Annotated in this window: 21 protein-coding genes and 1 other RNA gene; 15 read left to right on the top strand and 7 right to left on the bottom strand. The window is 45.8% G+C overall.

Annotated elements, in window-relative coordinates:
* Positions 1-33: 33 nt before the first annotated feature.
* Positions 34-1,914, top strand: coding sequence for a DNA topoisomerase IV subunit B (gene parE, locus L3V37_RS14780; protein ID WP_005387417.1), 1,881 nt, complete (start codon positions 34-36; stop codon positions 1,912-1,914).
* A gap of 3 nt (positions 1,915-1,917) precedes the next feature.
* Positions 1,918-4,203, top strand: a complete 2,286-nt coding sequence (parC, locus tag L3V37_RS14775) for a DNA topoisomerase IV subunit A (protein ID WP_017633605.1) — start codon at positions 1,918-1,920, stop codon at positions 4,201-4,203.
* Positions 4,204-4,240: 37 nt separating this feature from the next.
* Here parC and degS read toward each other — a convergent pair whose 3' ends face one another.
* From degS to zapG, 3 genes are all read right to left on the bottom strand, one after another.
* Positions 4,241-5,305: an outer membrane-stress sensor serine endopeptidase DegS gene (gene degS, locus L3V37_RS14770; protein ID WP_017633606.1), complete on the bottom strand. Its 1,065-nt coding sequence runs from the start codon at positions 5,303-5,305 to the stop codon at positions 4,241-4,243.
* A gap of 190 nt (positions 5,306-5,495) precedes the next feature.
* Positions 5,496-6,863 (bottom strand): Do family serine endopeptidase, encoded by a 1,368-nt coding sequence (locus L3V37_RS14765; protein WP_025768400.1) that lies wholly within the window; start codon positions 6,861-6,863, stop codon positions 5,496-5,498.
* 200 nt (positions 6,864-7,063) lie between these two features.
* The gene (gene zapG / locus L3V37_RS14760; RefSeq protein WP_005379861.1) at positions 7,064-7,507 is read right to left on the bottom strand and encodes a Z-ring associated protein ZapG; all 444 of its coding nucleotides are present in this window, start codon (positions 7,505-7,507) and stop codon (positions 7,064-7,066) included.
* Positions 7,508-7,702: 195 nt separating this feature from the next.
* Between zapG and zapE the strand changes: the two genes are divergently transcribed.
* The 8 genes from zapE to sspB all read left to right on the top strand — a co-directional run bounded on the left by zapE (position 7,703) and on the right by sspB (position 14,412).
* A complete protein-coding gene (gene zapE / locus L3V37_RS14755) occupies positions 7,703-8,806 on the top strand; it encodes a cell division protein ZapE (protein ID WP_005387411.1) in 1,104 nt (367 codons plus the stop codon).
* A gap of 251 nt (positions 8,807-9,057) precedes the next feature.
* Positions 9,058-9,486 carry a 50S ribosomal protein L13 gene (gene rplM / locus L3V37_RS14750; protein WP_005372872.1) on the top strand — a complete coding sequence of 143 codons (429 nt, stop codon included), beginning with the start codon at positions 9,058-9,060 and terminating at the stop codon, positions 9,484-9,486.
* Positions 9,487-9,501: 15 nt separating this feature from the next.
* Positions 9,502-9,894: a 30S ribosomal protein S9 gene (gene rpsI / locus L3V37_RS14745; protein WP_005372876.1), complete on the top strand. Its 393-nt coding sequence runs from the start codon at positions 9,502-9,504 to the stop codon at positions 9,892-9,894.
* A gap of 693 nt (positions 9,895-10,587) precedes the next feature.
* Positions 10,588-11,178, top strand: coding sequence for a ubiquinol-cytochrome c reductase iron-sulfur subunit (gene petA, locus L3V37_RS14740; protein ID WP_005372877.1), 591 nt, complete (start codon positions 10,588-10,590; stop codon positions 11,176-11,178).
* Positions 11,178-12,443 carry a cytochrome bc complex cytochrome b subunit gene (locus tag L3V37_RS14735; protein ID WP_005372880.1) on the top strand — a complete coding sequence of 422 codons (1,266 nt, stop codon included), beginning with the start codon at positions 11,178-11,180 and terminating at the stop codon, positions 12,441-12,443. Before petA ends, L3V37_RS14735 begins: the two co-directional genes overlap by 1 nt.
* On the top strand, positions 12,440-13,177 hold the full coding sequence (locus L3V37_RS14730) for a cytochrome c1 (RefSeq protein ID WP_005372881.1): 738 nt from the start codon (positions 12,440-12,442) through the stop codon (positions 13,175-13,177). The genes L3V37_RS14735 and L3V37_RS14730 overlap by 4 nt, the downstream gene beginning before the upstream one ends.
* 96 nt (positions 13,178-13,273) lie before the next feature.
* Complete coding sequence (gene sspA / locus L3V37_RS14725; RefSeq protein ID WP_005372897.1) at positions 13,274-13,909, top strand: stringent starvation protein SspA; 636 nt, start codon at positions 13,274-13,276, stop codon at positions 13,907-13,909.
* A gap of 17 nt (positions 13,910-13,926) precedes the next feature.
* Positions 13,927-14,412, top strand: a complete 486-nt coding sequence (gene sspB / locus L3V37_RS14720; protein ID WP_005387408.1) for a ClpXP protease specificity-enhancing factor — start codon at positions 13,927-13,929, stop codon at positions 14,410-14,412.
* 71 nt (positions 14,413-14,483) lie between these two features.
* On the opposite strand, the gene L3V37_RS14715 is transcribed toward sspB, so the two are convergent.
* Genes L3V37_RS14715 through L3V37_RS14700 form a run of 4 tightly spaced genes read right to left on the bottom strand, consistent with a single transcriptional unit; the run spans position 14,484 to position 17,934 of the window.
* A complete protein-coding gene (locus tag L3V37_RS14715; protein ID WP_130544762.1) occupies positions 14,484-15,152 on the bottom strand; it encodes a BON domain-containing protein in 669 nt (222 codons plus the stop codon).
* A gap of 21 nt (positions 15,153-15,173) precedes the next feature.
* The gene (locus L3V37_RS14710) at positions 15,174-15,764 is read right to left on the bottom strand and encodes a phosphoheptose isomerase (protein ID WP_005372901.1); all 591 of its coding nucleotides are present in this window, start codon (positions 15,762-15,764) and stop codon (positions 15,174-15,176) included.
* Between the two features lie 3 nt (positions 15,765-15,767).
* A complete protein-coding gene (locus L3V37_RS14705) occupies positions 15,768-16,136 on the bottom strand; it encodes a YraN family protein (protein WP_005372903.1) in 369 nt (122 codons plus the stop codon).
* Positions 16,123-17,934 (bottom strand): penicillin-binding protein activator, encoded by a 1,812-nt coding sequence (locus tag L3V37_RS14700; RefSeq protein WP_005372905.1) that lies wholly within the window; start codon positions 17,932-17,934, stop codon positions 16,123-16,125. Before L3V37_RS14700 ends, L3V37_RS14705 begins: the two co-directional genes overlap by 14 nt.
* Positions 17,935-18,002: 68 nt before the next feature.
* Between L3V37_RS14700 and rsmI the strand changes: the two genes are divergently transcribed.
* The 5 genes from rsmI to L3V37_RS14675 all read left to right on the top strand — a co-directional run bounded on the left by rsmI (position 18,003) and on the right by L3V37_RS14675 (position 22,703).
* The gene (gene rsmI / locus L3V37_RS14695) at positions 18,003-18,866 is read left to right on the top strand and encodes a 16S rRNA (cytidine(1402)-2'-O)-methyltransferase (protein ID WP_005372907.1); all 864 of its coding nucleotides are present in this window, start codon (positions 18,003-18,005) and stop codon (positions 18,864-18,866) included.
* A gap of 167 nt (positions 18,867-19,033) precedes the next feature.
* Positions 19,034-19,464: RNase P RNA component class A (gene rnpB / locus L3V37_RS14690), an RNA gene on the top strand.
* Positions 19,465-19,639: 175 nt separating this feature from the next.
* Positions 19,640-20,590 carry a 16S rRNA (cytosine(1402)-N(4))-methyltransferase RsmH gene (rsmH, locus tag L3V37_RS14685; protein WP_005372918.1) on the top strand — a complete coding sequence of 317 codons (951 nt, stop codon included), beginning with the start codon at positions 19,640-19,642 and terminating at the stop codon, positions 20,588-20,590.
* A 5-nt stretch (positions 20,591-20,595) separates the two neighbouring features.
* Positions 20,596-20,913, top strand: a complete 318-nt coding sequence (gene ftsL / locus L3V37_RS14680; RefSeq protein WP_005387405.1) for a cell division protein FtsL — start codon at positions 20,596-20,598, stop codon at positions 20,911-20,913.
* Positions 20,910-22,703, top strand: a complete 1,794-nt coding sequence (locus L3V37_RS14675) for a penicillin-binding transpeptidase domain-containing protein (RefSeq protein ID WP_086046525.1) — start codon at positions 20,910-20,912, stop codon at positions 22,701-22,703. Before ftsL ends, L3V37_RS14675 begins: the two co-directional genes overlap by 4 nt.
* Positions 22,704-22,708 lie beyond the last annotated feature (5 nt).

Genomic DNA, 22,708 nt, shown 5'->3' with positions numbered 1-22,708 from the left:
GCAACAAGTAAACTTTGAGAATAATTCCGTATTATGACTGAACAATATAATGCTGGTGCCATTGAAGTACTGAATGGCTTAGAGCCAGTACGTCGCCGACCAGGGATGTATACGGATACAGCGCGCCCAAACCATTTGGGCCAAGAAGTTATCGACAACAGTGTCGATGAAGCGCTAGCCGGACATGCCTCAAAAGTACAAGTCATCCTACATGCTGACCAATCACTCGAAGTGATCGATGATGGTCGAGGCATGCCTGTTGATATCCACCCAGAAGAGAAAGTATCAGGCGTAGAGTTAATCCTATGCAAGCTGCACGCAGGTGGTAAGTTCTCTAACAAAAACTACCAATTCTCTGGTGGTTTGCACGGGGTAGGTATATCTGTAGTAAACGCGTTGTCAAAACGCGTTGAAGTAACAGTTCGTCGTGATGGTCAAGTGTATGAAATTGCATTTGAACACGGCGAGAAAGTGTCTGATCTGACCGTAACTGGCACATGTGGTCGTCGCAATCGCGGTACCAGCGTGCATTTCTGGCCTGATGCGAAGTACTTCGATTCGGCTAACTTCTCTGTGACGCGCTTAGTCAACAACCTGCGCGCAAAAGCGGTTTTGTGTCCGGGTTTAGAAATCACATTAACCGACAAAGTTAATGGCAAAGACTATAAGTGGTACTACGAAGATGGTTTGAAAGACTATCTTGCGGAAGGTGTAAAAGGCTATCCTGTTATTCCTGAAGAACCATTTACTGGTGAGTTCTTGGCGGATACTGAAGCGGCAAACTGGGCGGTAATTTGGCAGCCAGAAGGCGGTGAGATGATCACCGAAAGCTACGTTAACCTGATCCCAACCGCTCAAGGTGGTACGCACGTTAATGGTTTACGCCAAGGCTTGTTGGAAGCGATGCGCGAATTCTGTGAGTTCCGTAATCTATTACCTCGTGGTGTGAAGCTAACGGGTGATGACGTTTTCGACCGCTGTTCTTACGTGCTGTCGGTTAAGATTCAAGACCCGCAATTTGCAGGCCAGACCAAGGAACGTCTCTCTTCTCGTCAAACCGCGGCATTTGTCTCTGGCGTTGTAAAAGATGCGTTCAGTCTTTGGTTGAACGAAAAGCCTCAGCTCGCAGAGCAATTGGCAGAAGTCTGTATCGCTAACGCGCATCGTCGTATGCGAGCGGCGAAAAAAGTCGTACGTAAGAAAGTGGCGTCCGGCCCGGCACTGCCAGGCAAGTTGACCGACTGTTCAGCACAGGACTTAAGTCGCACGGAAATCTTCTTTGTGGAGGGTGACTCTGCGGGTGGCTCGGCAAAACAAGCACGTGACCGTGAATTCCAAGCTGTGATGCCACTGCGTGGTAAGATCTTGAACACGTGGGAAGTCTCTGCCGATCAAGTTCTTGCGTCTCAAGAAGTACACGATATCTCTGTTGCTTTAGGCATTGACCCAGATAGCGACAACCTCGAGAGTCTTCGTTACGGTAAGATCTGTATCCTTGCCGATGCGGACTCGGATGGTCTTCACATCGCAACGCTGCTTTGTGCTCTATTTACTCGTCACTTCCGCGCACTAGTGGAAGCGGGTCATATCTATGTGGCGATGCCGCCTCTGTATCGAATCGACTGCGGGAAAGAAGTGTTCTACGCCCTCGATGACGATGAAAAAGATGGCATTTTAGAGCGCTTGTCGAAGAAGAAAGCCAAAATCAACGTGCAACGATTCAAAGGTCTGGGTGAGATGAACCCACTTCAGTTGCGTGAAACCACCATGGATCCGAACACGCGTCGCTTAGTGCAGTTAACCATTGACGACTCTACGGCGACCATGGAAATGATGGACATGCTGCTAGGTAAAAAGCGTGCAGATGACCGTCGTTCTTGGCTACAAAACAACGGCGACTTGGCAGAGGTGTAACGGATGTCTACAGAAATTACCTACGATGGCGTCGAACAATTGCCAATGCGCAAGTTCACTGAAGACGCTTATCTGAACTACTCGATGTACGTAATCATGGACCGCGCCTTGCCATACATTGGTGATGGCTTAAAGCCGGTTCAACGACGCATCATTTATGCGATGTCAGAGCTTGGTCTCTCTGCATCAGCAAAATACAAAAAATCTGCGCGTACCGTTGGTGACGTGCTAGGTAAATACCATCCGCACGGTGATTCAGCGTGTTACGAAGCGATGGTATTGATGGCTCAGCCATTCTCTTACCGCTATCCATTAGTGGATGGTCAAGGTAACTGGGGTGCGCCAGATGATCCGAAATCATTTGCGGCAATGCGTTATACCGAAGCAAAACTGTCTAAGTTTGCTGAAGTATTGCTTGGCGAACTTGGCCAGGGCACGGTTGAATGGCAACCTAACTTTGATGGCACAATGAAAGAGCCACAAATGTTGCCAGCACGTCTGCCTCATATCCTGCTTAACGGTGTAACCGGCATTGCCGTTGGTATGGCAACAGACATCCCACCGCACAACGTTCGTGAAATCGCAGATGCGACTATTCATTTGATCGACAACCCGAAAGCAGAACTGCCGGACGTGATGCAGTATGTCAAAGGTCCAGATTACCCAACAGAAGCAGAAATTATCTCGCCGCAAGCGGATATCGAGAAGATTTACCGCAACGGTCGTGGCAGCATCAAAATGCGCGCGGTTTGGCATAAAGAAGGTTCTGATATTGTTATCACTTCTTTGCCTCACCAAGTATCGGGTGCCAAACTGCTTGAGCAAATCGCTAACCAGATGCGTGCGAAGAAGCTGCCAATGGTTGACGATCTTCGTGACGAATCGGATCACGAGAACCCAACGCGTATTGTTGTGGTGCCTAAGTCAAACCGCGTCGATTGTGACTTGTTGATGAACCATTTGTTCGCATCAACGGATCTTGAGCGCAGTTACCGCGTTAACTTGAACATGATTGGTTTGGATAACCGTCCTCAAGTTAAAGGTCTGGTGCAAATTCTATCTGAGTGGATCGAGTTCCGTCGTACGACTGTGCGTCGTCGTCTACAACACCGCCTAGACAAAGTAATGGCTCGTCTACACATCTTGGAAGGTTTGTTGGTTGCTTACCTCAACCTAGATGAAGTGATTGAGATCATCCGTACTGAAGACGATCCAAAAGCGGTGCTGATGGAACGCTTTGGTATTACCGATATCCAAGCGGATGCAATTTTAGATACCAAACTTCGTCATCTAGCAAAACTAGAAGAGATGAAGATCCGTGGTGAGCAAGACGAGCTAGAGAAAGAGCGTGAGAAGCTAGAACAGCTACTCGGTTCTGAGCGTCGTCTGAATACACTACTGAAAAAAGAAATCAAAGCAGACGCAGAGAAATACGGTGATGACCGTCGCTCTCCAATGGTTGAGCGTGCAGAAGCAAAAGCGCTGACTGAACGTGACCTCGTACCAAGTGAGCCAATCACGGTTGTGCTTTCTGAGAAAGGTTGGATTCGTCACGCGAAAGGCCATGACGTGGATGCCGAAGGCTTAAACTATAAGTCGGGTGATAAGTATTTAGCGCATGCTCGAGGTAAGAGTAATCAGCCTGCGGTATTCCTAGGTAGTGACGGTCGAAGTTACTCTCTGGAATCGCACTCACTGCCTTCTGCTCGTAGTCAAGGTGAGCCGATTACCGGTCGCTTGAATATTACGGCTGGTAGCAGTATTCGCCAAGTCATCATGAGTGAAGAAGATCAGCTGTGGCTGGTGGGCTCAGATGCAGGTTACGGCTTTGTATGTAAAGGCGCGGACTTGCTGTCTAAAAACCGCAGTGGTAAAGCGCTCGTCACTTTACCTGCCAACTCTGAGATCATGACGCCAAAAGAGATTGAAGATTTAGACTCTGATGAAATCTTAGCAATCACTAACCAAGGTCGCATGCTGCTGTTCCCAATCAAAGACTTGCCACAACTGGCGAAAGGTAAGGGGAATAAGATCATCAACATTCCTGCTGCTAAAGCAAAAGAGCGAGAAGAAGTACTATCTCACTTAATGTCTTTACCAAAAGGTGCATCGTTAACGCTGTACGCGGGTAAGCGAAAGTTGGGTCTTAAACCGTCTGACCTTGATAACTTCCGTGGCGAACGTGGTCGCCGAGGCGGGCTACTACCGAGAGGTTTGCAGCGAGTCACTCGCATTGAAGTTGAGCTAGATGATTCCGATACGACGGAAACACCGAGCGATAGCGAGTAACGCACAAATAAAAATCCCAGCCAATGGCTGGGATTTTTTATGCTTCTTGCTTGTCTTCGGCAATGGTGACTTTCAAGGTCATCTCTTTTCCTTTGCGAATGATACCGACGTCCACGGTGGTGCCAGGACGTAAATCGGTAACGATATCCATAACGCTCTGACGCCCTTGCACTTTATTGCCATCAATACTGATAATGATGTCCTGCTTTTGGAAGCCTGCCGCATTGGCTGGACCATTTGGATCAATACCAAGTACGACAATACCACCTATGTGTTCATTTCCAAGTAGGCGAGCAGTGACCGCATTAATGTCTTGGCCGTCGATTCCAATATAACCACGAATCACGCGGCCATCAGCGATGATTTTCTGCATGATCTTACTCGCTAGCGGCGCAGGGATAGCAAAAGAAATACCGTAAGTTTCTAAGTCTGTCGCTTGCTGAAAAGAGGCGGTGTTAATGCCGACGAGCTCGCCTTGTGTGTTCACTAGGGCTCCACCAGAGTTACCTTCATTGATGGCGGCATCGGTTTGAATGAATGCTTGACGACCATCGCTAATAGATGAACGACCTGTGGCAGAAATAATGCCGAACGTTGTGGTTTGTCCAAGGTTGTATGGGTTACCGATGGCTAGTACTACATCGCCCACTTGTGGTTTGTAATTAGAGTTCAGAGGGATTACGGGCAAATTCGAACCTTCGACACGCAGCACGGCTATATCAGTACGCTTATCTGTCCCTACGAGCTGAGCCGCTGCGGCTCTGCCGTCTTGTAATGCCACAACAATTTGATCAGCTTGAGCGACCACATGATAGTTAGTAATGATGTAGCCTTTCTCACTAACAATGACCCCTGACCCCAGGCCTTGAGTTGAGAGTTTACTACGATCATTCTCAACATACTTACGACTGTAGATGTTTACCACGGCAGGCGCTGCTCTTCGGACCGCTTGATTAAACGTCAACTCGACTGATGCGATATTAACAGGTTGAGGATCAAGCGCGGCAGGAATTACGTTGTTGCGCAAAGATGGAACCGCCAGTAATACCACTGCGGCAGTAGCCAAGCCTAAAAAGACAGAACGTAATAAAAAGCTGAGCATATCCTCTCCATGCGTGAGCGCCAAAATGGCATCGAAGATGAAGAATAGCATTACATTGAAAAATAACAAAAGGGCAGCACGTCATCGCGCTGCCCTTTTCATTAGTTATTGAGCGATAAGGAAAAGTGATCGAGCCTTATCACTCAGTACTATGCATCGAAAACCTTATTTTCTATCACTTTGAAAGTGGTTAACGAATGACAAGATAAATAGTACGTTCACCACGTTGAATATTAAGAGCCAGTACACCTTTGTGTTTCTCTACGATTGTACGAAGCTCGGCAAGGTTTTTCACTCGTTGACGGTTCACTCCGATAATAATGTCACCTTGTTGTAATTGATATTGAGCAGCCGGAGAGTTATCTGCAACGCTCGATACTTTAACACCTTGGATTACATCACTTGGTGTTGTATTGCTTAACTCCGCACCTTTGAGTCCCTCATGTAATGTCTCCGCTTTAGCTTTCATATTCGTAGATTCGCCAAGCGTTACATCAAAGGTTTTATTCTTACCATCTCGAACCACACCTAATGTGATTTCTTTACCTGCGCCCAGTGTTGCCACTTTTGCGCGAAGCTCTGAGAAAGTATTAATCGCTTTGCCGTTTACCGATACAATTACGTCACCGGCTTTTAACCCTGCTTTATCGGCTGCGCTGTCCGGTACGACTTGACCAATAAAGGCCCCTTTACTCGACTCGTAACCCAGTGCATCAGCTAGCTCAGAGGTTACTTCGCCACCTTGCACACCCAACATGCCGCGTTTGACTTCACCAAACTCTAGAATTTGATCAGTGAGGTTTTTCATCATGTTTGATGGAATCGCAAAACCAATACCCACGTTACCGCCGTTAGGGCCTAAAATTGCAGTATTAATACCGATCAGCTCACCATTAAGGTTGACCAATGCACCACCAGAGTTACCGCTGTTAATTGCGGCATCGGTTTGGATGAAGTTTTCGAAGTTTTCAACGTTTAAGCCACTACGACCAAGGGCTGAAACAATACCCGAAGTTACGGTTTGACCGAGCCCAAATGGGTTACCAATCGCAACCGTAAAGTCACCGACACGCAGTTTGTCGGAATCCGCGACTTTAATCTGCGTTAAGTTTTTCGCTTTCTCTAATTTAAGTAACGCAACATCGGCCATTTCATCACCGCCAACGAGCGTAGCGTCATACTCGCGCCCGTCAAAGAGGCGAACTCGAATCTCATCTGCCCCCTTGATCACGTGGTAGTTAGTGACAATATGGCCTTTCTTCGCATCAATAATGACACCAGAACCTAAACCTCTGAACGGGCGCTCTCGCCTTTGTTCCATAGGAAAGTCTGGGCCAAAGAAAAATTGAAATTGCTCGGGAATGCGGCTGGTTTGTACTTGTTTACCTTCTACAGCAATACTCACAACAGCTGGGGTCACCTTCTCAAGCATTGGTGCCAAGCTAGGTAACTGTTGGCCATCCACATTCAAAGGTAATGCGGCAGTGGCTTGAACTGGGGCAATAATCGACCCCAAACTCAGAGATAGAACGGTGAGCGCAAGCAGTGGTTTTTTCATCCAATAACTCCTCTTGAAACATGTCTGCCAAAAAGAAATATCCGAACAGTTAGTTCACTTTGTTAATTACTAATATAGGGTCTAGTTCGGACAATCAAAAGGGGAGGCAGTGCACATCCAAGTTAGAGCGAAGGTGAGGTGAAAAAGTTCAAAAAAGGGCCGATACAAATGTATCGGCCCTAGATAGAAGTAAGAGAGGATTATGATGCTTTTGCGGTTACCGCTTCGGGAGCATTAATGATTTCTTTCTCTTGATCCTTCAAAAGACCGGTGGCGCCATTAGCGTAGTCTTTTGGTTGTTCGTTAAACTCTGGTTGATCTTCTGCAATAGTTTCAGACGACATTGCCGTTTTCTTATCAAACGGGTTGTCTTGTTCTGGTAAGTTTGGCAAAAGCTCAGAAGAGGTCTTGGCCATATGTTGGTATAGCTTGGTGTAATCTTTACCTAGGGTGTCCAACATTTCTGCGGTTTGTGCAAAATGATCGACGAGCTCTTGACGTTGTTGCTCTAATTCAAACTTGGCCGCTTCAAGTTCTTTCTGCACAGACTTTTGTTTCTTGTATTCAGGGGTGGTTAGTCTACTAATGACTACGCCTACGATTGTACCGACCAGCAAACCCACAATGGCATAAATCCAAGGCATAACTGCTCCTTATAGTTGTTTTAACAAGTCTTTTACTACTTAGTTACACGCGGTGCTCGTCCATGTTACTATGGCTTGAACAGCCGATAAAGAAAAATAGCAGTATGTCTTCGGGGACTGATAACTACTTCTCTCTATTCTCAAAGTTGACCCCGAGGTAACCCTTTTCTCTATACCTCTATACGACTTAATACGATGACACCACTACAACAATATCAAAAAGACATAGCAGAACACGGGTTTCAGCGTGATGAAGCTCAGTATCAAGCGGTCGTTGCATTAGACAAGCTTTACCATGCTATCGTTGAATTTCAGTCAGCGCCTGTGCCTCAGCTTTCCAAATGGCAAAAGCTAATGGGGAAAAAAATCGACAAGCCTGAACCACCAAAAGGCCTTTACTTTTGGGGTGGGGTAGGTCGCGGTAAAACCTACCTTATGGACGCATTTTTTGATGCTTTACCGACCCAAAGAAAAATGCGCGTCCACTTCCATCGATTTATGTATCGAGTACATGATGAGTTGAAGCTGTTAGGTGATGTCGAAAATCCTCTATCAAAAGTGGCGGATAAATTTAAAGAAGAAGCAGATGTGGTTTGCTTTGATGAATTTTTTGTTTCCGACATTACTGATGCGATGATCCTTGCAACGCTACTTCAAGAAATGTTCAAGCGGCAGATGATCCTAGTCGCGACTTCAAACATCGAGCCGCAGAACTTATATCGTAACGGTTTGCAAAGAGCGCGCTTTTTGCCCGCGATCGATATGATTTTGGCACGTTGTGAAGTGTTGAATGTCGATAGTGGCGTTGATTATCGCTTAAGAACGTTAGAACAGGCTGAAATATACCATTACCCGCTTGATGAGCAGGCTAGCATAAACCTTAACAAATATTATCAGCAGCTGACTGGAGAGCGTCAGTTTGTTGCTCATCAAATCGAAGTTAACCACCGTCAACTAGCGGTGATTGAAGCAAGCGACGGGGTGCTGCATGCGTCGTTTGCTCAGTTGTGTCAAACTGCTCGCAGTCAAAATGACTACATTGAATTGTCTCGTATTTACCACACGGTATTACTGGCAGATGTTCAACAAATGAACCGAAAAATCGATGATGCGGCGAGACGCTTTATCGCGCTGGTCGATGAGTTTTACGAGCGCAATGTTAAGTTGATTATTTCTGCTGAAGTGCCAATGGCCGACTTATATACTGATGGGCAGTTAGAGTTCGAATTTAAGCGCTGTTTGTCTCGGCTTACTGAGATGCAAAGTCATGAGTATCTCGCGCGTGAACATTTGGCCTAGATCCAATGGGTTCTTAAAAAAGTGAAGAAAAAATTAGTGATTTGGCGCAAAAAAAGGTGATTTTTTCTTCGCTCTTCTCTATAATCCTGCGACCCACCGTTACTGCAGACCTGATTATCGAAGTTATTTCGAAATTGAAGGTCGAGAGTACCAACGACTCGAAGGGGTGATGACTGGGCTCTTAGACAGTGTGGGAGCACTATTGGGTGTTCCTTTAAAGTTTAAAATTTAATTAACGGGTTATTGTTAGCATGAAAACTTTCGTTGCTAAACCAGAAACTGTAAAACGCGACTGGTACGTTGTAGACGCTGAAGGTAAAACTCTTGGCCGTCTAGCAAGTGAAATTGCATCTCGCCTACGTGGCAAACATAAAGCTGAATACACTCCTCACGTTGACACTGGTGATTACATCATCGTTATCAACGCTGAGAAAGTTGCTGTAACTGGTAACAAAGCTAAGAACAAAGTGTACTACCGTCACTCTGAATTCCCAGGTGGTCTAAAATCTATCACTTTTGAAAAGTTGATCGATCGTAAACCTGAGATGGCTCTTGAGCTTGCAGTTAAAGGCATGCTTCCACGTGGTCCTCTAGGCCGTGCTATGTACCGTAAGCTAAAAGTTTACGCGGGCGCTGAGCACAACCATGTTGCTCAACAACCACAAGTACTAGACATCTAATTGGGGATTTCGAAAATGGCAGAGAATCAATACTACGGCACTGGCCGTCGCAAAAGCTCAGCTGCACGTGTTTTCATTAAACCAGGCAGCGGTAACATTGTAGTAAACAAGCGTAACCTTGACGAATACTTCGGTCGTCCAACAGCACGTATGGTTGTACAACAACCTCTAGAGCTAGTTGAACTAACTGAAAAGCTAGACCTTTACGTAACAGTTAAAGGCGGCGGTATTTCTGGTCAAGCTGGTGCTATCCGTCACGGTATCACTCGCGCGCTTATGGAATACGATGAGTCTCTACGTCCTGCTCTACGCGCAGCTGGCTACGTTACTCGTGACGCTCGTTGCGTTGAACGTAAGAAAGTTGGTCTACGTAAAGCACGTCGTCGTCCACAGTTCTCTAAGCGTTAATTTCCTCTTATCGGGAATTATGCTTTCAGAGTTACTCTGGAAACTGTGTACCAAAAGCTCGGCTCTATGCCGGGCTTTTTTGTATTTAAAGACATCATACTTGTCTTCAAGCAACGAACAGCCTTCACTTATCATCACACTCCGAGCAGGCCTTCTTATTCGTCCTCTTCGTCGAAAGGTTGTCAGTGCCGTTTTATATGTGTGCCTTATTTAATCGCGACTCACCACGCTTTCTCTTGCGATGCAGCATAGATGTATTCATCAGCAGGAATGTCTTTGTATCTTATTCTTCCTGTAACATGTTTTAAAATGACTTACGTTCCTTTTTGAGCATTCTGCGTGCTACAAAATTGAAAATATAAACACAGTAAACTGAACGCGTAATACGAAATATTTCTCTGTGTAATTAACTGAAAACTACCAAGATAAAAGGTTTTATCCGCTTTCAGCGGGGCTTCTATGTGGTGCTTTCTTGTTACAAATCACATCAATTTTTTATAATTCTGCCGCTTTTGTGACGACGCGAGCGATTTGCCTCACAAATGTTACAAAAAGGTAGCTTTATCTTGTCAAAAAGTAGGGTTTTCTTTATCATTTCCCTCCAATAAATAGAACTAAATTCATTATTTGTTAGCCATGCTCTTATAAGCGGAATAATAACGATCCAAAGGGAGCAAATGGGAGAATGTTTGGATGAGCAACGCGCCTTTAAATAACGGTCGCAGGCGTTTTCTAACCGCTACAACGGCAGTTGTTGGTGGGTTAGGGGCAGTCGCCGTCGCCGTGCCTTTTATCAAATCATGGAATCCGAGTGCTAAAGCCAAAGCGGCGGGCGCACCGGTTGAAGTGGATATAAGTAAAATTGAACCAGGTCAGCTGGTTCGTGTTGAGTGGCAGGGAAAACCTGTATGGATTGTTCGCCGCACTCAAAGCGTTCTGGATAACTTAAAATCGATCGGTGATAAGCTTCGCGATCCACAATCTGAAATGGAGCAGCAGCCTGAGTACGCTCAGAATGAGTTTCGTTCGATTAAGGAAGAGTTTTTCGTCGCAGTTGGTTTCTGTACCCACTTAGGTTGTTCACCAACCTATCTACCTGACTCTTTCTCAGAGCAGGTGCAGGGCGTAAGATCTGGCTTCTTCTGTCCTTGTCATGGTTCTAAGTTCGACATGGCTGGTCGAGTGTTCCAAGGAGTACCTGCTCCGTTGAACCTTGTCGTTCCTAAGCACATGTATTTGAGCGATACCAAGCTCATTGTGGGTGTTGATGAGGGAGATGCATAATGCAAGCAATGTTAGATTGGGTTGAAAAGCGTATTCCTGCAATGAATGCTTATAAAAAGCATTTGTCTGAATACCCAATGCCTAAGAACTTCAACTTTTGGTACCTTTTCGGTTCTCTGGCGATGCTGGTTCTTGTTAACCAAATCCTAACGGGTATTTGGCTAACGATGAACTATGTTCCTTCAGGTGACGGTGCATTTGCGTCTATCGAATACATTATGCGTGATGTAGAGTACGGTTGGCTTCTGCGTTACATGCATTCCACTGGCGCGTCAGCGTTTTTCGTTGTTGTGTATCTTCACATGTTCCGTGGTTTGATCTACGGTTCATACCAAAAACCTCGTGAACTATTGTGGATCTTCGGTATGTTGATCTTCCTTGTTCTCATGGCTGAAGCGTTCATGGGTTACCTACTTCCATGGGGTCAGATGTCATACTGGGGTGCGCAGGTAATCATTTCCCTGTTTGGTGCTATTCCTGTTATCGGTGATGACTTAACGCTTTGGATTCGTGGTGACTATATCATCTCTGGTGCAACGCTAAACCGTTTCTTCGCACTACACGTTATTGCCCTGCCTATTGTTTTGCTTCTTCTTGTTGTTCTGCACGTATTGGCGCTGCACGAAGTAGGCTCAAACAACCCGGATGGTATCGAAACTAAGCTGCCAAAAGGCTCAATGGGCGACGATTACAAAACGCAATTCAAGTTCCACGATTACTACACGAAGAAATATGACATCATTGATTCGATTCCTTTCCATCCGTACGGCACGGTTAAGGACTTGGTCGGTGTTGCTGGTTTCTTGTTCTTCTTCTGTTACGTGCTGTTCTTTAACCCAGAAATGGGTGGGTACTTCCTTGAGCCGCCTAACTTTGAAGCTGCAAACCCATTGAAGACACCAGAGCATATTGCTCCGGTATGGTACTTCACGCCGTTCTACGCAATCCTACGTGCGGTTCCAGACAAACTATTAGGTGTTATCCTAATGGGCGCGTCAATTGCAGTGCTGTTTGTTCTACCTTGGTTGGATCGTTGTAAAGTTCGTTCATACCGTTACCGTAGCAAACTTCATCTGTTGAATATTGTACAGTTCACTATCGCCTTTATCGCTCTGGGTATTTTAGGTGCGTTACCTGCGACACCAACGTACACACTACTATCTCAGATCTTTAGCTTGTGTTACTTCATGTTCTTTGTGTTGCTGTTCTTCTACAGCAAAAATGAAGCAACCAAACCATTACCAGAGAGGGTGACATTCAAATGAAGAAGTGGATTGTAATTCTATTTGCTATGTTGCCATCACTAGCGATGGCAGCGGGGGCTAACGTTCCGCTTGATAAAGCGAATGTTGACCTTACGGATAAAGCTTCGCTACAAAACGGCGCGAAGTTGTTCATGAACTACTGTTTTGCTTGTCACTCTACGCAATACCAGCGTTACGAGCGTGTAGCAACAGACTTGGAAATTCCAACAGACTTAATGAAAGAAAACCTGATTTTCAATCCTGAAGCGAAAATCGGTGATCTAATGGTCAATGCTATGCCACCGAAGCAAGCGGCAAACTGGTTTGGTGCTCCACCACCAGATCTTACGTTGGTTGCACGAGTTCGTGGTGCTGATTGGTTATACACTTACTTACGCTCTTTCTATGTTGATCCATCTCGTCCATTCGGCGTGAACAACATCGTCTTCCCGAGTGTTGGTATGCCGCATGTACTTGAAGAGCTACAGGGCATCCCGACGCCGATTTACGATACGAAAATCGTAGATGGCGAAGAAGTACAAGTTGTTGTTGGTACTGAAACCGATGGCACGGGTGAGCTGAGTGAAGGCGAATATGACAAAGCGGTTGGCGATCTCGTTAACTTCTTAGTTTATTCAGGTGACCCAGTGCAGCTTGAGCGTCATGCTTTAGGCTGGTGGGTAATGGGCTTCTTAGTGCTTCTAACCATCGTTGTTGTGATGCTCAAGAAAGAGTATTGGCGCGATGTGCATTAATTGTGCTAAAATACCGTGCTAATTCCCAATTTTAATTGATGTACAATGGAGGCTTAGCCTCCATTGTTTTTATTTGTAAGTGTACTGGAGGGCTCCATGGCTGTAGCTGCCAATAAACGTTCTGTGATGACTCTTTTCTCAAGTGCATCAGATTTGTATAGCCATCAGGTTCGCATTGTACTAGCTGAAAAAGGCGTAAGTGTTGAAGTTGAGCTTGTTGACGAAGCAAACCTTCCTGCTGAGCTTGTTGAGCTAAACCCATATAAATCAGTGCCAACTCTTGTTGACCGTGAGCTAGCTCTTTACGATTCAAAAATCATCATGGAGTACTTGGACGAGCGCTTCCCTCATCCACCTCTAATGCCGGTTTACCCTGTTGCTCGTGGCAACAGCCGCTTGATGATGTACCGTATCGAACGCAACTGGTATTCACTCGCTGAAAAAGTGATGAAAGGTAATGCGGAAGAATCAGAAAAAGCACGCACAAAGCTGCGTAATGATCTTCTGACGTTAGCGCCAATTTTTGCTGAATATGAGTACTTCATGAGCGAAGAATTCAGCTTGATCGATTGTTACCTAGCTCCACTATTGTGGCGTTTGCCTCAACTTGGTATCGATCTTGTTGGCCCTGGTTCAAAAGAAATCAAGGTATACATGAACCGCGTATTTGAACGTGATTCGTTCCTTGCTTCTTTGACTGAAGCTGAACGTGAAATGCGCCTAGTTCGCTAAGCGATTTAAAACACGTTATGGATATTGCAAAAATGACTGCTCGCCGCCCGTATATGCTTCGCGCATTTTACGACTGGTTAGTAGACAATGACTTGACTCCTCACTTGGTTGTGGATGCAACAATGCCAGGGGTGCGTGTCCCGGTTGAATTTATTCAAGATGGTCAAATTATTTTGAATATTGCGCCACGTGCAGTGGGTAATCTTGAGTTAGGTAATGATGCGATTACCTTCCATGCTCGCTTTAGCGGTCGTCCGCACTCAGTGATCGTGCCTGTGTATGCTGTTCAAGCTATTTATGCACGTGAGAATGGTGCTGGTACTATGTTTGAACCAGAAGAAGCGTACACTCACATCGAAGAAGAAGCGATGACCGAGGAAGAATCATCCCCATCGTTCACAACGGTTAGTGATGAGCCTTCTGAGTTAGTTTCTGATTCAGATGCCGAAGAGGACGATGCTCCTCGACCAAAAGGCAAACCAAGCTTAAGAGTGATTAAATAATAAAAAAGCAGCGTAACGCTGCTTTTTTCTTTTTAACTTGTTGAAGATGATTTCAAGCCAGACTTTGGAAATTACTCACTAATCGTAAAGACTTCGACGTTCTCTTCACTTTCTGTGCTTGCCTTACTTTCTATTGTTTGTACACCGTCACTCGGTAAGTCCACTTCAACAGGCTCCATTTCGCCGTATTGGAACCCTTTAATGACTTGTTTTACGCCTGAGATATTACGTGCGATTTCTGTCGCTCGATCGCCTTGCTCTGGTGTGACATAACCAAACAGAAAAACATCGCCATCTTCGGTGATCACTTTAACCTTAACACCATTAAGCTCAGAATCAGTAAGCAAAGCTGACTTTACTTTGGTTGTGATCCAGCTGTCATTGCTAATCTGGGTAACAGTGAGTGGTTCTTTTTGTTTGATTTGATTGTGTATGACTTTTACACCACTAACTTCTCTAGCTCTTCGCTCTAAAGCAAGGATAAGGTCTTGTGTCGGAGCTTGTCCCATAAGGACTACAGTCCCATTATATGAACTGGCAACGACACGTACTTCACCTTTAAACGGTGCTTTATTGCCGATCGCCGCAACTTCGAATTCAATGTTATTGTCCTGCCAGATTTGTTTTGTCGTGCGTGTGTCCGTGACAATATTCGCTGTGGTTGCTGCACCTGCGATAAACAAACCTGCGCAACCACTTAAACTCAATGCTGTTAATAAGATAACAAGGCTACGTATCATAATTCTGACTCTCAGTCTTGGTTACTCTTCGTGAGCAGGGAAAAGCACCTGGTCAATAAGATCACAAAGGCAATGGAGTGTTACCATATGTACTTCGTGAATACGTGCAGTGCGGTGTGATGGAATACGAATTTCGACGTCGTTCTCACCGAGCAGTCCTGCCATCTCTCCGCCATCTTTTCCTGTTAGCGCGATAATCGTCATGTCTCGAGTTACGGCTGCTTCCATCGCTTTGATAATATTTTTACTGTTACCGCTAGTCGACATGGCAAGCAAAATGTCGCCTGGTTGACCAAACGCTCGTACCTGTTTTGAGAAGATTTCCTGGTAGTGGTAATCGTTGGCCACTGCGGTTAGGGTGGTATTATCGGCGGTTAAGGCCATTGCTGGCAGGCTAGGGCGCTCAGTTTCAAAACGGTTTAAAAGACAAGAAACAAATTGTTGAGCGTTTGAAGCACTGCCGCCATTACCACAACATAAAATTTTATTGCCATTAAGCAGGCTCGACACCATCGCTTGAGCTGCATGAGTAATGGCATCAGGCAGCGCCTCTGCTGCTGCGATTTGAATTTGAATACTTTCTGTAAAGCTGTCTTTAATGCTGTCTAGCATCGCTTATCCTTCAGAGATTGCGTTTTCTATCCAGTTGATATCTCGACCATTATCATGAATGGCGATGACATCAAATCGATAATCGATATTGTGTTTTAAGCGCTTTTGTTGGCTAAGCCAAACTTGTGCGGTTTTGACTAGCTTGCGCATTTTAGCGTGCGTCACCATTTCTGCTGCCGAGCCAAAGTGATTGTTCTTACGGTATTTGACTTCAACAAACACAATAGTTTCACCTTGTTGGAAGATTAAATCAATCTCACCGACCTTAGTCAGAAAATTTTGTTCAATAAAGTTTAAGCCCTGGCGTTGTAAATACTGCTTCGCCAGAGCTTCATATTGATTTCCGATTTGGCGCTTGCTAAAGAGCCCCACGCTCAGCCCAGCTTAGCTCACGCTGTACAACACAATTATTGTCGATACTTAAAATACCGGTTTGGCCGCCAACTGAGTAGCCCGGAACGACCTTCATTTGTGGCAGCTCCCCAATCAATTTATACGCATCCATACCCAGTGCTTTCAAACGTTTTTCCATGTTAGATTGCTCTGACCACAACTCGTTCATTTCAGCGGTCACGCTAGGGTCTGGGTCAATCAGTAATGGGATATCGCTGTAGATGATGCCTGTTAGATCTTCGTAAGTCGCGCCGCCACTGTTGCTACGCGAGCTAGAGAAAATTTGAGGAGCTTTGGCGTCTGGGTTAATCGCTACCTCAATAAATGGCTTGATCAAAGTCAGTTCCGTGCTTCTAGCAACAATATAAACCGCATCGACATCACGACGGCTACGTGGCTGTGTTTCAAGCTTGATACGCATTAGTGATTGCATCTGAGCAATACGTTGTTTGCTTTCTTGCAGACCAAATACTTCATTGATGTCTTTTTGAAGTTGGCGCTTGTCACCAAAATAACTTGCTGCGACTTTATTAGAGCTGTACTTGCGCCACTCTTTGTTGAACGCTTCAGTTACACGTTCACCAAAGCTGCCCTTTGGTGCCAGAATCAGAGGGAAGTTATAGCCTTCGCTGAACAAGTGTTTCGCTGCTTGTGCGGCTTCTTGTTCCGGTGATAATGCCAAGTAGCAAATATTGCTATCTGGTTGCACATCTTCGGGAATATTTAGCGCAAGGGCTGGAATCGTAGGGCCATTTTCTGAGCCATCCATGGTTGTGTGCAATAGCTCAACGTTTTCTTTTTCTAGGGGACCAACAACAAAGTCGATGTTTTCATTGATCAAACGTTGTTTAATTTGGTCGGCGTTATACGCATTAGTGTCGATTACCGTGAGGGTAGCGCTTGGATCACGGTTACGATCATTCATCATCGCAAACACAAAACCATCACGAATTAATTGCGCTTGTGGCGAGAACTTACCAGTAAGCGGCAGTAACAAAGCGGTGTTGTTTGGTTTAACAATGTCTAGAGAGAGAATGTTTTGAATCTCTTCTGGTGTGTAGATAGCGGCTGGGTGCGATGGGTTCTCGTTTAACCAGCGTTCTAGGGTATTTTTTAGTTGGGATAAGTTGCCCGACAGCGTTTTCGCATAAATAGCGAGTTGTAGCCAACCATCCAAAACATCTTCATTTGGCTCTGTTTCTAATGAGGTCAGTTCGTACTCGGAGTAGCTGCCAAAGTTCATCCAAATACGGCTAGAAATCTCTCTCTGCTCCGCGGACGATGCATATTGGCCAAATGCAACCAGTTGGCGGTTTGCCTCAAACGCTTGGTTAAGACCTTGATAAGCGTCGGCACGCATCAAGTAATAGTCTTTCCATTGCTCATTTGGCAACTTCCACCAAGGTTTAAAATTCAACAATTGCAGCAACTGAGAGTAATTACCCTGTTTTTGCTGTATGGTCGCACGCGCTAGTTGCCACTCTGCTTGCTGAACTTCGGTTAACTGTTGACGAGCCAGGCGCTTGATCAACATTTCTGCTTGATCAAACTGGTTTGCTTGAATCGCGGCTTTGGTTGCCATGATCAACCAGTCATTTTGTAAACTGCCTTCCGTGCTATCAGCTTGGATCATATAGTTCTGAACAGACTGAGTAGGCTCAAGTGTTACATCAACGCCATCAGGCTGTCTTGGACCTGAAGAACAGGCGGCGAGCGTAATTGCTAGTGCAACAGGAGTAAGTATGCGTGGTACACTGAGTCTCTTATGGTTAATCATTGCCGTGAGTTCTCTATAATTTTGTACAAAATTGTCTCTATATTAATCGTTGAAGTGATGGTAAACAAATGACAGATAAAAATAAGTTGCCGAATGAGGGGCCAACTCTCTATATCGTACCAACTCCAATCGGAAATTTAGCGGATATCACCCAACGTGCTATCGAAATTCTGTCGACTGTGGACATCATTGCCGCTGAGGATACTCGACATACGGGCAAATTACTGTCTCACTTCAATATTCAAACCAAAACTTTTGCTCTACATGACCACAATGAGCAGCAAAAAGCACAAGTTTTGGTAGAAAAGCTGCTTTCCGGTCAGTCTATCGCATTAGTTTCTGACGCTGGTACGCCACTTATCAGCGACCCAGGATACCATTTGGTGACAAAATGTCGTCAAGCGGGCGTTAGAGTTGTGCCTCTTCCAGGTGCTTGTGCGGTCATTACGGCGTTAAGTGCCTCTGGCTTGCCATCGGATCGCTTTAGCTTCGAAGGTTTTTTACCACCGAAAAGCAAAGGTCGTAAGGATAAATTCCTAGAGATTGCTTCGGTAGAGCGTACGTGTATTTTTTACGAGTCACCGCACCGTATTTTAGACTCTCTACAAGACATGTTAGACGTTCTTGGCCCAGATAGAGAAGTTGTGTTGGCAAGAGAGCTAACAAAAACCTTTGAAACCATTCAAGGCATGCCGTTAGGTGAGCTGATTGAATGGGTGAAAAGTGACGATAACCAACAGCGTGGTGAAATGGTATTGTTGGTACATGGCCATCGTGAAACAACAGACGACTCACTACCTGAAGATGCTTTACGCACGTTAGGGATTTTGACCAAAGAGCTGCCTTTGAAAAAAGCAGCTGCTTTGGTGGCAGAAATACATAACTTGAAGAAGAATGCGCTATATAAATGGGGCTTAGAAAACTTAGACTAAGTGCCGCTAGCGAGATAAATGGTCAATGAGGGCTGATGTTTAGGCATCGGCCTTTTTACTATCTATTTTTGGCACGTTGACTAAAAAGTCATCACTTAGTGCATTCATTTCATCATATCTGTGATCTAACTAGACTCTGAAGTGAGAACTCTATACAATCCGCCCTCGGAGCTGACTGGGTAGTCGCTGCTTTGTTGATGTCCTTCGGGAGACTGACGTCGAAGTCCCTTTGGGAGACTGACGTTGACGTCCTTCGGGAGACTGACAAAGGGGAGGAAAGTCCGGGCTTCATAGAGCAAGGTGCCAGGTAACGCCTGGGGGGCGCAAGCCTACGACAAGTGCAGCAGAGAGAAGACCGCCGATGGCCCGTAAGGGTACAGGTAAGGGTGAAAGGGTGCGGTAAGAGCGCACCGGACGACTAGCAATAGTTCGTAGCAGGGTAAACTCCACCTGAAGCAAGACCAAATAGGCCTCCACATTGCGTTGCTCGCGTAAGGAGGCGGGTAGGTTGCTCGAGCCAGTGAGTGATTGCTGGCCTAGACGAATGGCTACCGCCGCGCAAGCGGAACAGAACCCGGCTTATGTGTCGGCTCCACCTATTCGAAACCCATCTCTACTTCGGTAGTGATGGGTTTTTTGCATTTAATTGACGCAAACTATGTCATTACCAATAAACTTGGCGTAAATCACGTCTAACTTTAGACTTGTGGTGGCGATGATGTAGGAAATCAGTACACTAAAGAATCGCTTCAAGATCATTCAACGAGAAAGCTATGACCGAAACCTTCCAACATATTTCCGTGTTATTAAATGAATCCATTGATGGCTTAGCTATCAAACCAGACGGCGTCTATATTGATGGAACATTTGGCCGTGGCGGTCACAGCCGGACAATTCTATCTAAACTCGGTGAAAATGGCCGACTGTACAGTATCGACCGTGACCCTCAAGCGATCGCTGAGGCAGGCAAAATCAATGACCCTCGCTTCACCATTATTCATGGTCCATTTTCTGGTATTGCTGAGTATGCTGAAGAGTATGGGCTAGTTGGAAAAGTGGATGGTGTTCTGCTGGATTTAGGCGTTTCTTCTCCTCAGTTAGACGACGCAGAGCGTGGCTTTAGCTTTATGAAAGACGGTCCGCTAGATATGCGTATGGACCCGACATCAGGTGTTCCAGTATCTCAATGGTTGATGGAAGCAGACCTCGATGATATCACTTGGGTCATTCGCGAGTTTGGGGAAGATAAACATGCGCGCCGTATTGCAAAAGCGATTGTTGCCTACCGTGAAGACGAAGAAAATGAGCCAATGGTTCGCACTGGTCAGCTGGCAAAATTGATTTCAGATGCCGCACCGAAAAGTTTTAAAGAGAAAAAACACCCTGCGACTCGTGCTTTCCAGGCTTTTCGTATTTACATCAACAGTGAGTTAGAAGAAATTGATACGGCACTTAAAGGCGCGGCGAGCATTCTGGCTCCTGAAGGCCGTTTATCTGTGATTAGCTTCCACTCTCTGGAAGACCGTATGGTCAAACGTTTTATCCGTAAAGAGAGCAAAGGGCCTGAAGTGCCACACGGTATTCCAATGACGGAAGAGCAAATTCGTGCTCTTGGTAGTGCGAATATGAAAGCGGTGAGCAAAGCGATTAAGCCAAGCAAACAAGAAATTGAAATGAACCCTCGCTCGCGCAGCTCTGTGTTAAGAATTGCGGAAAAGCTTTAATTATTATGACGAAACCCACTCCTAATCTTGCTAAGTTGATTGCGACGGATCTCCTCACCGTTGGTCGCTGGCCATTACTGTTGTTGCTATTGATCGTGGCATCGGCAATGGGAGTGGTATTTGCTACCCACCATGCGCGTCAAGCGATCACTGAGAAAGATCACACGTTGGTTGAACGAGAACGGTTAGATAGCGAATGGCGTAACTTAATGTTGGAAGAAACTGCCCTCGCGGAACACAGTCGTGTTCAAGACCTTGCCAAAAAAGAACTTGAAATGAAACGACCTGATGGCGATAAAGAAGTGGTTGTCACGCTCAAATGATTAGAAAAAAATCCAACACGAAACAAGCCAATAAGCGTAAACCTGTAGCAAAAGAGAAAGCGGCTACGGGGGATAAGAAAACCGATAACAAAGCAGTGAAAGTGGCGGTCGAAGAATCTTTCTTGATTCGTTGGCGCTTCCATCTATTACTGTTTTTTGTTTTTTGTGCATTTGCCCTTTTGGTGGCACGCGTAGCCTACATCCAAATCATTGAGCCAGATAACCTGATTAAACAAGGTGACCTACGTTCGGTTCGTGTTAAATCCATTCCTTCTGCTCGCGGTATTATTTCGGATCGAAATGGTGAGCCGCTTGCTGTCAGTGTACCGGTTGAGGCGGTTTGGGCAGATCCTGCCACGATATTTAAAGAAAACGCGTTAAGCCAGACCAAAAGTTGGCATGCATTAGCGGATGTTCTTGGTATTGACCGACAAGGGTTAATAGACAAAATCAAGCGCAATGAAAAACGCCGCTTTATCTACTTGCAGCGCCAGGTCAGTCCGGCCATGGCGAACTATATTCGTGAGTTAAAGCTGCCAGGTGTTGGCCTTAAGTCGGAATCTCGTCGTTATTATCCTGCAGGTGAGGTTAGTGCTCACTTAGTCGGTGTGACAGGCATTGACGGGCATGGCCTAGAAGGTGTGGAGCGTAGCTACGATGAGTGGCTCACTGGCGCGGCGGGTAAGAAAACTATTCGTAAAGACCGTTATGGTCGTGTTGTGGAAAACATTGCTTGGCAAGACAAGCAAGAAGGTAAATCACTTCAGTTAACTATCGATCAGCGTCTACAGGCGATTGCGTATCGTGCGATTAAGCAAGCCGTTGCGGACCACCGCGCCACTTCAGGTTCTGTTGTCATGTTGGATGTAAAAACGGGCGCCGTATTGGCCATGGTTAATGCTCCTTCTTACAACCCTAACAATCGTAGCGATTGGCAAAGCTATCAAATGCGTAACCGAGTGATCACGGACTCAATGGAGCCCGGTTCGACCATTAAGCCTTTCGTGATTTTAGCCGCCTTAGAAAATGGGATAGCCGATAAAGATACCATCGTAGATACCGGTAATGGTGTCCTACGTTTAGGTGGTAGTCGAGTCAGAGATGTCTCTCGCGTAGGCAAAGCGAGCTTGACCACGATCCTTAAAAAGTCGAGTAATATCGGTGTGACGAAGCTAGCAATGCAAATGCCGGTAGAGGCGCTCCTAGGGTTGTACAGTTCAGTGGGTTTTGGTGAGCTTTCTGGCCTAAACCTAGTTGGGGAAGTGACGGGTATTTTTCCTACACGAACTCGTTGGTCGCCAATCGAGCGCGCCACGATTGCGTTTGGTTACGGTCTATCAATTACACCAATTCAGCTAGCCCATGCTTATGCGACGCTTGGAAACCTTGGCAAATACGAGCCTATTCATATTATTGAAAGCAATGATCATGACATGTCACGTCAAGTGGTGAGTGCGAAGTATGCGCGTCAAGTATTAGACATGTTGGAAACCGTAACTCAAAAAGGGGGCTCGGCTCGCAGAGCGGCAGTTCCTGGTTATCGAGTGGGAGCGAAAACAGGTACATCACGTAAAGCTTCTGCCGGTGGGTACAGCGACGAGTACATCACCTACACGGCTGGGCTTGCTCCGGTTAGCGATCCGCGAATTGCTTTGGTGGTGATCGTAAACGAGCCTCAAGGTGATGACTACTATGGTGGTTCGGTAGCGTCTCCTGTCTTCTCTGAAATCATGAAAGGCGCGCTACAAATACTCAATGTTGCACCTGACGAAAACAAATTCCAACAGTAAGCCCT

This window comes from Vibrio sp. D54 (assembly GCF_021728075.1).
GTDB lineage: Bacteria > Pseudomonadota > Gammaproteobacteria > Enterobacterales > Vibrionaceae > Vibrio > Vibrio alginolyticus.
Note: the sequence above shows the minus strand (reverse complement) of the source record. Positions and strands in the feature narration are given on the sequence as shown.

What these genes read in the sequence shown, in the direction of transcription:
- ftsL (WP_005387405.1), top strand. Translation starts at nt 20,596, where the DNA reads ATGACGAAACCCACTCCTAATCTTGCTAAGTTGATTGCGACGGATCTC.
- L3V37_RS14700 (WP_005372905.1), bottom strand. Translation starts at nt 17,934, where the DNA reads ATGATTAACCATAAGAGACTCAGTGTACCACGCATACTTACTCCTGTT.
- L3V37_RS14715 (WP_130544762.1), bottom strand. Translation starts at nt 15,152, where the DNA reads ATGATACGTAGCCTTGTTATCTTATTAACAGCATTGAGTTTAAGTGGT.
- parE (WP_005387417.1), top strand. Translation starts at nt 34, where the DNA reads ATGACTGAACAATATAATGCTGGTGCCATTGAAGTACTGAATGGCTTA.
- L3V37_RS14735 (WP_005372880.1), top strand. Translation starts at nt 11,178, where the DNA reads ATGCAAGCAATGTTAGATTGGGTTGAAAAGCGTATTCCTGCAATGAAT.
- sspA (WP_005372897.1), top strand. Translation starts at nt 13,274, where the DNA reads ATGGCTGTAGCTGCCAATAAACGTTCTGTGATGACTCTTTTCTCAAGT.
- rsmH (WP_005372918.1), top strand. Translation starts at nt 19,640, where the DNA reads ATGACCGAAACCTTCCAACATATTTCCGTGTTATTAAATGAATCCATT.
- parC (WP_017633605.1), top strand. Translation starts at nt 1,918, where the DNA reads ATGTCTACAGAAATTACCTACGATGGCGTCGAACAATTGCCAATGCGC.
- L3V37_RS14730 (WP_005372881.1), top strand. Translation starts at nt 12,440, where the DNA reads ATGAAGAAGTGGATTGTAATTCTATTTGCTATGTTGCCATCACTAGCG.
- degS (WP_017633606.1), bottom strand. Translation starts at nt 5,305, where the DNA reads ATGCTCAGCTTTTTATTACGTTCTGTCTTTTTAGGCTTGGCTACTGCC.
- zapG (WP_005379861.1), bottom strand. Translation starts at nt 7,507, where the DNA reads ATGCCTTGGATTTATGCCATTGTGGGTTTGCTGGTCGGTACAATCGTA.
- L3V37_RS14675 (WP_086046525.1), top strand. Translation starts at nt 20,910, where the DNA reads ATGATTAGAAAAAAATCCAACACGAAACAAGCCAATAAGCGTAAACCT.
- sspB (WP_005387408.1), top strand. Translation starts at nt 13,927, where the DNA reads ATGGATATTGCAAAAATGACTGCTCGCCGCCCGTATATGCTTCGCGCA.
- rpsI (WP_005372876.1), top strand. Translation starts at nt 9,502, where the DNA reads ATGGCAGAGAATCAATACTACGGCACTGGCCGTCGCAAAAGCTCAGCT.
- L3V37_RS14710 (WP_005372901.1), bottom strand. Translation starts at nt 15,764, where the DNA reads ATGCTAGACAGCATTAAAGACAGCTTTACAGAAAGTATTCAAATTCAA.
- zapE (WP_005387411.1), top strand. Translation starts at nt 7,703, where the DNA reads ATGACACCACTACAACAATATCAAAAAGACATAGCAGAACACGGGTTT.
- rsmI (WP_005372907.1), top strand. Translation starts at nt 18,003, where the DNA reads ATGACAGATAAAAATAAGTTGCCGAATGAGGGGCCAACTCTCTATATC.
- rplM (WP_005372872.1), top strand. Translation starts at nt 9,058, where the DNA reads ATGAAAACTTTCGTTGCTAAACCAGAAACTGTAAAACGCGACTGGTAC.
- petA (WP_005372877.1), top strand. Translation starts at nt 10,588, where the DNA reads ATGAGCAACGCGCCTTTAAATAACGGTCGCAGGCGTTTTCTAACCGCT.
- L3V37_RS14765 (WP_025768400.1), bottom strand. Translation starts at nt 6,863, where the DNA reads ATGAAAAAACCACTGCTTGCGCTCACCGTTCTATCTCTGAGTTTGGGG.